The sequence below is a fragment of the Telluria sp. B2 genome (assembly GCF_051789535.1).
In the GTDB taxonomy this organism is placed as follows: Bacteria; Pseudomonadota; Gammaproteobacteria; order Burkholderiales; family Burkholderiaceae_D; genus Telluria.
The window spans coordinates 3034213-3047128 of the sequence record NZ_CP196525.1 but is presented as its reverse complement, the minus strand read 5'-3'; the positions used below and the strand labels follow the sequence as shown (position 1 = coordinate 3047128).

Annotated in this window: 9 protein-coding genes and 1 pseudogene; 4 read left to right on the top strand and 6 right to left on the bottom strand. The window is 66.8% G+C overall.

Annotated features, from left to right (window positions below; genetic code table 11):
* Positions 1-465: 465 nt before the first annotated feature.
* A complete protein-coding gene (locus tag ACSUZJ_RS13565) occupies positions 466-1620 on the bottom strand; it encodes a tyrosine-type recombinase/integrase (protein WP_499408957.1) in 1155 nt (384 codons plus the stop codon).
* Between the two features lie 130 nt (positions 1621-1750).
* Here ACSUZJ_RS13565 and ACSUZJ_RS13560 point away from each other — a divergent pair, with 130 nt between their 5' ends.
* On the top strand, positions 1751-2386 hold the full coding sequence (locus ACSUZJ_RS13560; RefSeq protein ID WP_499408955.1) for a nicotinamidase: 636 nt from the start codon (positions 1751-1753) through the stop codon (positions 2384-2386).
* 70 nt (positions 2387-2456) lie between these two features.
* Here ACSUZJ_RS13560 and bcaP read toward each other — a convergent pair whose 3' ends face one another.
* From bcaP to ACSUZJ_RS13540, 4 genes and pseudogenes are all read right to left on the bottom strand, one after another.
* A complete protein-coding gene (bcaP, locus tag ACSUZJ_RS13555) occupies positions 2457-3854 on the bottom strand; it encodes a branched-chain amino acid transporter BcaP (RefSeq protein ID WP_499408953.1) in 1398 nt (465 codons plus the stop codon).
* Positions 3855-4142: 288 nt separating this feature from the next.
* On the bottom strand, positions 4143-5915 hold the full coding sequence (locus ACSUZJ_RS13550) for a thiamine pyrophosphate-requiring protein (RefSeq protein WP_499408951.1): 1773 nt from the start codon (positions 5913-5915) through the stop codon (positions 4143-4145).
* Between the two features lie 80 nt (positions 5916-5995).
* On the bottom strand, positions 5996-6376 hold the full coding sequence (locus tag ACSUZJ_RS13545; protein ID WP_499408949.1) for a DUF2784 domain-containing protein: 381 nt from the start codon (positions 6374-6376) through the stop codon (positions 5996-5998).
* Between the two features lie 60 nt (positions 6377-6436).
* Positions 6437-8967, bottom strand: a pseudogene (locus ACSUZJ_RS13540) (alpha/beta hydrolase fold domain-containing protein).
* A gap of 193 nt (positions 8968-9160) precedes the next feature.
* On the opposite strand from ACSUZJ_RS13540, the gene ACSUZJ_RS13535 reads away from it, so the two are divergent.
* Together ACSUZJ_RS13535 and ACSUZJ_RS13530 are read left to right on the top strand one after the other, a co-directional pair.
* Entirely contained in the window at positions 9161-9604 is a 444-nt protein-coding gene (locus ACSUZJ_RS13535; protein ID WP_499408947.1) for a DUF411 domain-containing protein, read from the top strand.
* 113 nt (positions 9605-9717) lie between these two features.
* Complete coding sequence (locus tag ACSUZJ_RS13530; protein WP_499408945.1) at positions 9718-10125, top strand: hypothetical protein; 408 nt, start codon at positions 9718-9720, stop codon at positions 10123-10125.
* A gap of 21 nt (positions 10126-10146) precedes the next feature.
* On the opposite strand, the gene ACSUZJ_RS13525 is transcribed toward ACSUZJ_RS13530, so the two are convergent.
* Positions 10147-10674, bottom strand: coding sequence for a pyridoxamine 5'-phosphate oxidase family protein (locus ACSUZJ_RS13525; protein WP_499408943.1), 528 nt, complete (start codon positions 10672-10674; stop codon positions 10147-10149).
* A gap of 273 nt (positions 10675-10947) precedes the next feature.
* Here ACSUZJ_RS13525 and ACSUZJ_RS13520 point away from each other — a divergent pair, with 273 nt between their 5' ends.
* Positions 10948-12909 carry a serine protein kinase gene (locus ACSUZJ_RS13520; protein ID WP_499408941.1) on the top strand — a complete coding sequence of 654 codons (1962 nt, stop codon included), beginning with the start codon at positions 10948-10950 and terminating at the stop codon, positions 12907-12909.
* Positions 12910-12916 lie beyond the last annotated feature (7 nt).

Genomic DNA, 12916 nt, shown 5'->3' with positions numbered 1-12916 from the left:
TGTCGAGTTGGTTATTCGCGCTCTGTGACGGTTTGTTACGCGCTGTCCGACCTCGGCCGTCGGCGCCTGGTCCTGGCCGCCGGCGCGTTGGCGTTGCGCCTTCCGACATCGATACGGCAGCAACCACGGAAGGAAAACGCACTCGCTGCCGCGAAACCACCGGCGACAAACAGGCGCGGGAGCACACCACGGCATGCCCTCCTGCCAGTCGAGCCGAGAGCGCGTATGGCCCTGGCGCCGTTCCTTCGCAAAGGCCCGCGTTCAGGGAGACGGGGTATGCCGACCCCGCCCCAACCCTGTGCCGGCATACCGAACATCAGGAGGCCGTGTCCTTCCGCCCTGACGCGCTCGCATCGTGGGCACACGCCACCTGACGGGGACGAACGTGCCCCACGGACTGGCGCCCTGCCCGGCCTTGCCAGGGCCACGACCTGCACACGCCCTACAGGATCTCCTCGCCCGGAATCAACCGTTCCCGCCCGATTTGATGATCTCGTCATGACGTTCGTTGTCGGTCTTGTGCAGGTAAGCGGCCGTGGTCGCGATGTTGGCGTGGCCGGCGGTGTCCTGCAGGGTCTTCAGCTGTACCCCGTTGTTGGCGTGGTTGGTCAGCATGCTGTGGCGCAGCCAGTGCACCGAGGCATGGCGCAAGGCTGCCGCCGAGTCGCCGTCGCCCTGGCGCTCCGCCAGCAGCGCGGCCTCGGCGAACACCGCCTTGAGCGCTTCGCCCGCTGCTTCGTCGGAAAGGCGGCTGATTGCCCGGCTGCGGCTAGACAGGACCAGCGGCATGCGATCGGCGCGGTTGGTTTCGGCAGGCAGGCCGAAGGCCTCGCGGTAGCGCCGGAAGGCCTCGAGCATCTGGGGCGGCACCGGCAGCCGGCGCGGCTTGTTACCCTTGCCGACCACGTCCAGCCACCAGCGCCCTCCTCCCTCGCTGTAGATCGACCCCATGGAGGCGCCGACGATCTCGTTCAGGCGTGCGCCGGTCTGGGCGAACGCGATCAACAGGAAGCGGTCGCGCTCGCGCCGGCGCATGGTTGGCGGCGAATCGGCGAGGCGCGCGGAGACGGTGGCGATGGCCAGCTCGATCGCCTGGGGCGTGAGGTAGCGCGTGATGCGGCTCGCCGTGGGCGTACGCACATTGCGCACCAGTGCGCCGGGATTGCGGCGCAGGTAGCCGGTCTGTTCGGCGAAAGCCAGCAGGCCCTTGACCGCAATCATGGCCTGGCGCCGGCTCGGGTCGGACAGTGGCCCGGTGAAGGGACGATAACGCGGATCGCTGCGCGGCCACTTGGTCTTCGAGATCCAGTCCGGCGGCGGATTGCGCATGAATTCCTTGTAGGCGTTGAGGTCGGCCACGTTCAGCTGGGACAAGGTCTTTTTCGCTTCTTCGCGGCACCAGGTCAGGAAGCGGTAGAGCTCCTTCTGCGAGTTGGCGATCGACTTCGGCGTCAGCTCGCCGTTGGCGATGAACTCGCGCGCGATCTCGACGTCGGTCTGGGCTTCGGTGATCGGGTCGTCCGCTACCCGGAACATCTTGACGTCGAGGCGGCCGCTGGGTGCGCTTGCGCCTTCGTCGGAAGCGCTTGGGCCGAGGTCTAGCGGAATGAATTTGGTCATGGGTGCTGCATGTGTACTGTATGAATATACAGTATAGCAAAAGCAGGTCATCCGCGATACGCCTGCGGCGGCGCCGTGCTACCCTTTTGTTTGGTGCCAAAGATTGATGCTTCAATTAACCAGAGAGCGCATGCACATGAACCCGATCCAGCTGAACGAGACCGACGCCCTGCTCGTCATCGACATGCAATACGACTTCCTGCCCGGCGGCAGCCTGGGCGTGCCCGGTGGGGACGAGGTCCTGGGACCGGTCAACACCCTGATGGGCCTGTTTGCCGCCCGCGGCCTGCCGGTCTACGCCTCGCGCGACTGGCACCCCGGGAACCACTGCTCCTTTGCCGCCCGCGGCGGACCCTGGCCGCCGCATTGCGTGGCCGATACCGAAGGCGCGGCGTTTTCGAAAGAGCTGGCCTTCCCGGCCGACATGGTGATCATCTCGAAAGCCGAGAGCGCCGACGCCGACGCCTATTCCGCCTTCAACGGCACCGCCCTGGCCGAACATCTGCGCCAGCACGGCGTGACGCGGGTGTTCGTCTGCGGCCTGGCGACCGACTATTGCGTGCTGAACACGGTGATCGATGCGCGCGAGAACGGTTTCGACGTCGTCATCGTGCCTGAGGCGATGCGCGCCGTCGATGTCGCTCCAGGTGACGGCGAACGGGCAATCGAACGCATGACCGGGCTCGGGGCCCGGGCCGCGGCACTGGACGATTTCACCGAGTCCCCGGCGCCGTTCGAAGTCCAGGGCACGGCAACCCCGGCGTAAAAAAACCGGCCGCGGCATCGCCGGCGGCCGGTTTCCCGATCCCGCATGCACCGGCTGGCGCCGGCGCGGATCAGTGCGGCTTGTTCAGCAGCGAGCGCGAACGCGCGTAGCCGAAGTACACGACCAGTCCCAGCACCAGCCAGATGGCGAAGGCCAACCAGGTGTGCCAGCTCAGGAACGACATCAGGACCAGGCAGAAGAGGATGGCCAGGGCCGGCACGACGGGCACGCCCGGGCAACGGAAGGCGCGCGGCAGGTCGGGACGGGTCTTGCGCAGCACGATGACGGCCACCGAGACCAGCGAGAACGCGGCCAGGGTGCCGATGTTGACTAGTTCGGCGAGCACGTCCAGCGGGACGACGGCGGCGATCAGGCCGAAGATGATGCCGACCATCCAGGTGGCGAAATACGGGGTGCCGTATTTCGGGTGCACGGTCGAGAACTTCTTCGGCAGCAGGCCGTCGCGCGACATGGCGAACAGGATGCGGGTCTGTCCGTAGGCCATGACCAGGATCACGGTGCTCATGCCGAGGATGGCGGCGAGGTCGACGAAGCCGGCGACCCAATCCTGGCCGGCGTACTGCAGCGCCAGCGACACGGGGTGGTCGACGCCCTTGAAGTTCGGGAACGGCACGATGCCGGTCATGATGCCCGAGACCAGGACATACAGGATGGTGCAGACGACCAGCGAGCCGATGATGCCGATCGGCAGGTCCTTGGTCGGGTTCTTGACTTCTTCCGCGGCGGAAGTGACCGCGTCGAAACCGATGAAGGCGAAGAACACCAGGGCGGCCGCGCTCATCACGCTGCCGACGCCGAAGGGCATGAATGGCGTCCAGTTGTCCGGCTTGACATAATTCATGCCGACGAAGATGAACAGCAGCACCACGCCAGTCTTGATCAGCACCATGATGTTGTTGACACGGGCCGACTCGCGCACGCCGAGCGAGAGCATGAAGGTCAGGACCATCATGATCAGGAAGGCCGGCAGGTTGAAGACGGTGGCCACGCCCGGTACCGCGCCGGGGGCGGCGCGCAAGGCTTCCGGCAGCACGATGCCAATGCCCTTCAGGAGCGACTGGAAGTAGCCGGACCAGCCCACGGCAACCGTCGAGGTGGCCAGGCCGTATTCGAGCAGCAGGTCCCAGCCGATCATCCAGGCGACGATTTCGCCCAGGGTGACATAGGAGTAGGTGTAGATCGAACCGGCGACGGGAACGCTGGAAGCGAATTCCGCATAGCACAGGGCGGCGAAGCCGCAGGCGATGGCGGCGATGATGAAGGAAACCGTCAGCGCCGGGCCGGCCGTGACCGCGCCGGTGCCGGTCAGCACGAAGATACCCGTGCCGACAATCGCCCCGATACCCATCAGGATCAGGTCCATCGGCCCGAGGACCTTTTTCAGCCCGCCCGGGGTGCGGCTGCCCGCCACCATGGCATCGAGGTTTTTCGTCCTAAAAATACTCACTACGTGTTCTCCTGGTTATCCATTATCGTCTCCTCTCGGAAGGTCGCCAGTCCGTGTCCGGCGCGCCTTTCCCGCTTCCCTGCAGCTTTTCTGTTTTCCGCCGGCCATGCTACACGCACGCGTACCCTCCTCCGCCTGCGGTTCGCGCCGGCGGCACCCGGTACAGCCATCACTGGATAAAAAGAAAGCGCCCGCGATGCAGCAAGGCGCCTATCGACCTACCCCGTTCGCCGCCGCGTTCTTACACGCGTGCGTCTCGAGCGATAACAATAAGCCAGCACATGCGCATTATTGCTCCGTCAACCCCTGTTGAGCAAGCGCCCGCCGTACGGCATCGGCTTCCGGCTCGCCTTTTTCGATGGCCTCGAAGTACTGCCTGGCCTGGGAGCGGGTAATGTGAGGCGGCAAGGGAGGAATATTCGCCTCGCTGACAATATCGAGGACGAATGGTTTCTTAGCCGCAAAGGCGGCCTCGAGGGCCGGGACGAGTTCCTCGGGACGCTCGACCCGGGCGCCGTCCAGGCCGAGCAGGCGCGCGTAATCGGCATAGGCCAGGTCAGGCAAACGCTGGGAGGCCTCGAATTTCGGCTCGCCAGCCATGCCGCGCTGCTCCCAGGTCACGAAGTTCAGGTCGCGGTTGTTCAGCACCAGCACGATCAGGCGCGGATCGCCCCAGTCCTGCCAGTGCCGCGCGATCGTGATCAGGCAGTTCATGCCGTTCATCTGCATGGCCCCGTCGCCGACCATGGCCACCACCAGCCGCTCCGGATGCGCCATCTTTGCGGCGAAGGCATACGGCATGGCCGAGCCCATGGTGGCCAGGCCGCCGGAGAGCGAGCCCATCATGCGCGAACGGGCCTGGATGTCGAGCGCATACCAGGCGGTGGTCGAACCCGAGTCGCCCGCCAGGATGGCGTCCTCGGGCAGGCGCTGCGACAGTTCCCGAAAGGCGCGCTGGGGATTGAGCTCGGGCGTCTCCTGCATCGCCTGGCGTTCGAGGGTTTGCCAGCTCTCGCGCACCTTCCGTTCGATTTTCTCCTGCCAGCTGCGGTCCTGCTTGCGCTCGAGCAGCGGGATCAGGGCCTGCAACGTCGCCTTCGCGTCGCCGACGAGGTTCGCTTCCATCGGGTAGCGCAGGCTCACCATCTTCGGGTCGATGTCGATCTGGACACCGCGCGCCTGGCCCTCTTCCGGCAGGAATTCCGAATACGGGAAGCTCGAGCCGACCATCAGCAGGGTGTCGCACTCGTTCATCATGTCGAAGCTGGCGCGGGTGCCGATGATTCCGATGGAACCGGTCACGAATGGCAGCTCGTCGGGCACGGTCATTTTTCCGAGCAGCGCCTTGGCAATGCCGGCGCCCAGCAGCCCGGCAACCTGGACCAGTTCGTCCGCCGCTCCATGCGCGCCGGCCCCGGCCAGGATCGCAACGCGCTGGCCGCCGTTGAGGATGTCGGCCGCCTGCCTCAGCGCCCCCTGGGGCGGCACCTCGGCAAAGGACAGCGTGCCGATGCCGGACAGGACGTTGCCGTGCTGGCGCGGCGGTGTCGGCACGGCCTCTTCATCCTGCAGGTCGGAGGGAATGATCACGCAGCAGACGCAGCGCTCGCTGCGCGCGGTGCGCATCGCGCGGTCGACCAGGTGGCGGATCTGCCCTGCCGTCGTGGCCATCTGCACGAAGGCGCCGGCCACGTCCTTGAACAGGGTGACCAGGTCGACTTCCTGCTGGTAGCTGCCGCCGAGCGAGGCGCGCTTTTGCTGGCCGACGATGGCGACCACCGGCTGGTGGTCGAGCTTGGCGTCGTACAGGCCATTGAGCAGGTGGATGGCGCCCGGGCCGGAGGTGGCCATGCAGACCCCGACCTCGCCCGTATACTTGGCGTGGGCGCAAGCCATGAAGGCGGCCAGCTCTTCGTGGCGGGTCTGGACGAAGGCGATGCGGTCCTGGCGGCGCATCGCGGCCAGGATGCCGTTGATGCCGTCGCCGGGATAGCCATAGATGCGCCTGACCTGCCACTCGTCGAGCCGTTGCAGAACAAAATCGCCTACCGTCATTGTCATGGGTGTCTCCAGGAACCGGGCCGCTGCCCTCCGGATGAGGATAACACCGGCTCGGCGTGGCGACCGCACGTTACCCCGGGCTAAGGGCGGCGGCCGGTACGCGATGCCGGCCGCAGGAACGCCCAGGAATAGAAGAACAGGTTGGCGACCACGACTCCGGCCGCCAGTCCGAGCTGGAGTTCCCGTGTCAGGCTGCCCGGGTACAGCAGCGGCAGCAGATAATGGGCGACGAAGCTTTCGCCGTATCCTTCCAGTCCGGCACGCATGCGCAGCAGGTTTTCCCAGTGCGTCAGCGGGCAGCCGCGCCCGCTCGCTTCGACAAAGAAACCCCAGGCCGCGGCCGGCAGGTGTAGCCAGGCGAGCCCCCGCCAGCGCGCCACCAGCAAGGCGCCGAACACGACGAACAGCACGAACGCCAGGTGCAGCAACAGGACCGCCGCGGCGGCGAATGCGTACATCATGCGGTGCGTTCCCCCTGGCAGTGCACGGTGCAGTTGCGGTCGCCGCCGCCTGCCCGCGCATCAATGTGTCTTGACCTGGTCCGGGGCGGCAAGGCCGGCACTGCTCTCGGCGGGCGCCGCGCCGCGCGCGATGCAATCGCCTGCAAATCCGGCCAGGCGCGCGATCGCGTCCTGGGCCGAACGCAGGTAAAACGCCTGCAGGTGAAACACATGCCAGCGCTCCTCGTAGACCTCGAGCCGGCATGATACGCCACAGCGCCCCGCATGCGCCGCCAGGCGTGTCGAATCGCCATGCAGGATTTCCTGGTCGCCAACCTGCACCAGCATCGGCGGCAAGCCATCCAGTGCGCTTGCCAGCGGCGCATGGGCGCCCTCCCGCGGCGGGCAGGCATACCAGGCCAGGCCCTGGGCGACCCAGGCCTTGCGCACCATGGGATCGATGCGCGCATTGGCGGCAACGGTTCCGCCATCGAGGCCCGGGTCCGCAACCGGCAACACCAGCGCCAGGCCGGCCGGCAAGGCCAGTCCGGCATTGCGCAGGCGCAGCGCCAGGGCCAGCGCCAGCGATGCGCCGGCCGAGTCGCCGGCCAGGACGATCTCGTGCGCTGCGACACCGCTTTCCAGCAAGGCCTCGTAGCAGGTCTGGACATCGTCGAGCGCGGCCGGATACGGGTGTTCGGGGGCAAGCCGGTAGTCGGGCGCCCAGACAGCGAGGCCGGCGTCGCGCGCCAGGCGCGTCGTGATGCTGCGGTGGGTGGCCGGGCTGCCGAGGCAGAACGCGCCGCCATGCAGGTAAAGGATGACGCCGCGCCGGCCCGGGGTGGGCGTAGCGCTTTCCGGGGCGAGGATCTCCACCGGGACACCGTGGTAGCGCTGGCGGCGGCAGTGTACGCCAGCCACGCCCGGCATCAGCGGCGCGAGCAGGCCCACGATGGCGCGCTGGGTGCCGGCCTTGAAGGGCGGCCCGATCAGCGGGCGGAAGCAGCAGCGCAGGAATGCGCGCTGGAAGCCGGCCTGCAGGCGTTCCATCACTGCCCGCGGCGCGGCGATGCGCAGTCCGCCGGGGTGGTCCGGCAAAGGAGCGGCGAAACGGTAGGCGGCCAGGCTGGCATGACGCGCCAGCCAGCGGTAGCTGAAGCTGAATCCGGGCCAGTTCGCACTGTTGCGGCCATGACGGTCCAGGTACCAGCTGTTGCATCCGTTCCAGACCGTTGCCGCCAGCCGCGCCTGGAGCGCGCTGTTGAAGCGGCGGTGCGCGGCCGGGCTGGCTTCGACGCTCGTCGCTTTCGCGGCGCGCATCGCGGCCAGGGCTCGCATGATGTGCGCGACCTGGCTCTCCAACATGTAAACAATGGAATTGTGGCCAAGGTTGGTATTCGGGCCATACAGCATGAAAAAGTTCGGAAAACCCGGCACCGTGGTGCCGAGGTAAGCCTGGGCGCCCTGGCGCCAGGCGGTATTCAGGTCCAGTCCGTCGCGACCGGTGACACGCATCGGCGCCAGGAAGTCGGTGGCGGCAAAGCCGGTGCCGTAGATGATCGCGTCGACCTGATGCAGCCTGCCGTCGGCGGTCTCGATCCCGTCCGCGACGACACGCCGACCGCGTCGGTCACGAGCCTGACATTCGGCCGGGCAAACGCCGACAGGTAATCGTCGGACAGCAGGATGCGCTTGCAGCCGATCGGGTAATCCGGGCTCAGGCGCGCGCGCAGGGCCGGATCGGCGATATCGCGCGCCAGCATGCGGCGGAAGGGCCGGCCGACCGCGACATGCATCAGTCCCTTGAACCGGGTGAAGGCCAGGGCGCGCGATTCATACCTGGTATAGATCAGCGCGCGGTGCAGCCGCATCAGGGCCGGCAGGCGCCTGAACAGCCGCTTGCGCCAGGCCGGATAGGGCCGGTCGCCGCGCGGTTTCAGCCAGGAAGCCGAGCGCTGGAAGACCAGCAGCTCCCCGGCCTGGCTCGCAATCGCCGGCACGAACTGGGTGGCCGAGGCGCCGGTGCCGATCACGGCCACGCGCTTGCCGCCCAGGTCGAAAGCGTGGTCCCACTGGGCCGAATGGAAGGCGCGGCCCCGGAAGGCGCCCATGCCCTCGATACGCGGCATGGCCGGACGGCTCAGGAGGCCGGTCGCCGTCACCACGATCCTGGCATGCAGGCGGGCGCCGTCCCCGGTCGTCAGCTCCCAGATAGCGCGGCGCTCGTCGTAGCGGGCCTCGGACAAGGCCTGGCCGAAATGGATGTACGGCATCAGGCCGAAGCGCCGGGCACAGTCGCGCAGGTAGGCATGGATCTCCGGCTGGGTGGCGAAGGTATGCGACCAGTCCGGATTCGGCGCGAAGGAAAAGGAATACAGGTGCGAAGGGACGTCGCAGGCGGCCCCGGGATAGGTGTTGTCGCGCCAGACACCGCCGACATCCTGCCCTTTTTCGAGGATGAGAAAGCGCTGCTGTCCGGCGCGCAGCAGGGCCGCGCCCATGCACACGCCGCCGAAGCCGGCGCCGATGATGACGGTGTCGAGCGGGGCATCGGGGCTGGTCGCGGGCAGGATGGGGGCACCCGATGCGCCGGCGCTGGGATGCGAGGTCATGTGTAGTCTCCAGGTCGAGCGAACTGCGCCGCTTTCGTGTCGTTTCCATAAAGATACTACGAATGTGCAGGCGGCGGCTTGATGTCGCGAGGGACAGTCCAGCCGTGCGTCGCGCCGGGGCGTGGTGTAGGATCTCGTCTTGCCCGCCGTGCCGCTCCCGGCCGGGGCCCTGATGCACTTATTGGAGAAAACCATGCTGTTCGGACCCCTTTCGCGCGCGCTGCTGCCGGCGCTGATCGCCCTGCCCCTCACGGCGGGCGCCGCCCAACCCGTCATCGAGGTCTACAAGACCGCCAGCTGCGGCTGCTGCAAGCAATGGGTCAAGCACCTGGAAGCGAACGGTTTCACGGTCAAGGCTCAGGACGTGGCCGATCCGGGCGACTATCGCGCGAAATTCGGCATCGCCGACCAGTATGGCTCCTGCCATACCGCCCACGTGCAGGGTTACGCGGTGGAAGGCCATGTGCCGGCCTCGGACATCAAGCGCTTGCTGGCGACCCGTCCGGCCGCCGCGGGCCTGGCGGTGCCCGGCATGCCGATGGGTTCGCCGGGCATGGAGGCCGCCCATGGCGAACCATACGAGGTGATGCTGGTGAAGAAGGACGGTACGGCCAGCGTTTACAAGCGCTACCGCTGACGCTTGCGGCGTGGTCCTACACGGTCTTGCTGAACCCGCCGATGGCGTGCTCTCATCCAGTGGGCATAATCGGCTCAGGACGCAATAGGGTCAGGACTTAAACGGAGGATACGATGAATTCACAAGCAACGGATACCAGCGGTAAACAGGGCGACGACCCATCCACCACGATCGGTGTCGGCGGCGTCACCAGCGGCCAGAGCGGCGCGACGCCGAGTCACGAGACCCAGCGCGAGACGGGCGGCAGCGGCGGCGAGCAGCTCACCGCCAACCAGGACGTGGGCGGGGCTGGGGACGCGAACGCGCGCCCGGCTCCGGGTTCTGCGCCGGCCGGACCAGCCGGGAATGCTTCCGAGCCGGACGACAGCAGCATGCAAAGCGGCGCCCGCGGCGCTTTCGACACCCGTTCCGGCCAGGGCGGCGGTACCGGCACCGGACTCGGTTCGCCGGAAAGCGGCGCCAACCAGTCCGAAGCCGACCTGCCGCCGGCCTCTCAGGACCGGACCGACGCTTCCCGATGAAACGCCGTCCGGCTCGCCGCCTCAGGCGCGGCCGGACTGACCTTCTTCCAGCCTGATGGTGCCGTGCTCGCCAGGATCGACGTCGGGCGTGGTGCCCGTCACGGCCGCCTTCGCCATCTGGAACAGGCGCACCATCTTGCTGTCGTTCGAATCCCAATACTCGGCGCTGTGCGGCGCCACGCGCACCAGCACCACGTGCTCGTCGTCGGGGCCGTGCGGGAACCAGGCCTGGACCATCGGATTCCACAGGGCGTGGATGCGCGCCCGGTCGACCACGCGCTCGGCGGTGCCGCTGATCGACACATAGAGGCTGTCGTCCGGCTGGGCGAAGCTGACGTTCACCTCCGGTTGCAGCGCGATGTTCTGCCACAGCGGCGTATGGATCGAGGTGTAGAACCAGAGCCCGCCCTGCTCGTCGGTGTCCTGGTTGGTCATCGGGTGGCTGATCAGGTGCCCGTGCTCGTCGACGGTGGTAAACATCGCGAAGCGCATCGAGCGGATCTTGTCGGCCAGCGCGGCAGCCTGGGCGGAGGCGTTCGTTGTGGACATGGCATTCCCTTGAGAGTTGACTAAAGCGCCATCCTAGTCGGCCGTGGACGGATCATCGGTGCGGCGGCGAACGCAAGCACGCCACGGCCGCGGCGCCTGCGCGTTCCGTGCACAGTGCTTGCTCTTCCCGGCCGCTGTTAGGCCAGTCTTGCCACCCAAGGTTCGGTCGCGCACGTTGATGCGCCTCAGGCGCGTCAAGCGGTGCCCACCGATACTGTGGCTTCGCGCGGCCGGCCGGGCCGCTTCTTCGCGCACATTTGAAACGGAGGAAACGTGACGCACCCAGGCGACGACGCGCGTCCGGCGCATTCGGACGGGCACGACAACTTCCTGCATAGCCTGGACCTGTTCACCAGGGAGCATCGGGCCGGCCACTGGGCCGGCACCTTCTCCGAGTTCATGGCCAGCATCCTGCCCGAGCAGCCGCAGCGCATTGCCCGCACCTCCCATCAATATATCTGGGACATGATCCGCGCGACCTGTGTCGACGAACCGGGCAAGACCCACTGCCGCCTCTTCGCGGACGACCTGTTCGGCATCGACGAGGCGCTCGAGCGCGTCCTCGACTACTTCAAGGCGGCCGCGAGCGGCTCCGAGGTCGGACGCCGCCTCCTGCTGCTGCTCGGGCCTCCCTCCGGCGGCAAGTCGACCCTGGTCATCCTGCTCAAGCGCGGCCTCGAGGAATACAGCCACACCGACGAGGGCGCCCTGTACGCCATCGCCGGCTGTCCGGTGCGCGAGTCGCCGCTGCACCTGATTCCGCACACCATGCGGGCGGCCTTCCGCAATACCTACGGCATCGACATCGCCGGCGAAGCCTGCCCGCACTGCCGCGCACGCCTTGAGGACCAGTTCGACGGCGACTTCCTGCGCATGCCGGTCGAGCGCTTCTTCATCTCCGAAGCGGGCCGCAGCGGCATCGGCACCTATGCGCCGCACGACCCTACCACGGCCGACCTGGCCGACCTGGTCGGCTCGGTCGACCTGTCGAAAGTGGCGCAATACGGCGACGAGGGCGACCCAAGGGCCTGGTCCTGGTCCGGCGCGGTCTACGCCGCCAGTCGCGGCGTGCTGGAAATGATCGAAATCCTGAAGGTCAAGCGCGAATTCCTCTACCTCCTGCTGACACTGACCCAGGAAAAGAACGTGAAGGTGGCGCGCTTCCCGCTCATCTACCTCGACGAGACCATCCTGGCGCACACCAACCTTGCCGAATTCCGCAAATTCCTGCAGGAGAGCGAAAACGAGGCCCTGCTCGACCGCATGGTCATCATCCAGGTGCCCTATACCCTGAACTACCGCGAGGAGGCACGCATCTACCGCAAGCTGATTTCCTCGGCCGCGCCCGCCTTCCGCGACGTCCATCTCGACCCCCATGTGCTGCATGCGGCGGCGGTGTTCGCGATCCTGTCGCGCATCCAGGACGGCGACGAGAAGGAGGTGGAACTGGTCAGGAAGGTGCGCATTCATGCCGACGAGGAAGTCGATGGCGTGAACCGCGCCGATATCCGCCGTGTCAAAGAAAAGGACAAGGCGCCCGACGAAGGCCTGGCCGGGGTGTCGCCGCGCTTCGTCATCAATGCGCTGTCGAACGCGATCATCGGCTCGAACCAGAAGAGCCTGTCGACGATGGACGTGTTGCTGGCCCTGAAGGACGCAATCGAGAACGACGCGCGCATCGAGCCGCGGCGCAAGCGCAAATGGGTCGACTATCTCGTGCTGACCCGCAAGGATTTCTACAACCGCTGGGTGAAGCAGGACGTGCACAAGGCCTTGTTCGTCTCGTTCGAGCAGGAAGCGCTCGAACTGCTGAACAAATACCTCGACGAGGTCGAAGCGATGCTCGACAACCGCACCATCAAGGACCCGATCACCAACGAGGAGCGCCGGCCCGACGAGCGTTTCCTGCGCGCGGTCGAGGAAAAAATTCACATTTCCGAGTCCGGCAAACAATCGTTCCGCCAGGAAGTCGTGCGCAAGGCCATGGGCGCCTACAAGCGCGGCGTCAAATTCGGGCTGGACAGCCATATCCAGCTCAACGACGCCGTGCAGCAGTACCTGTTCGAGCAAAGGCGCGACGTGCTGCGCCTGGTCAGTTCGGCCAAGCGCCCGGACGACGAGGTGCGCACCAAGATCTCGGCCGTCGAGAAGCGCCTGGTCGACGAGTACGGTTATGATGCGCACAGCGCGCGCGAGGCGCTGAACTATGTCACCACCCTGCTGGCCCAGGAATGAGGCACTG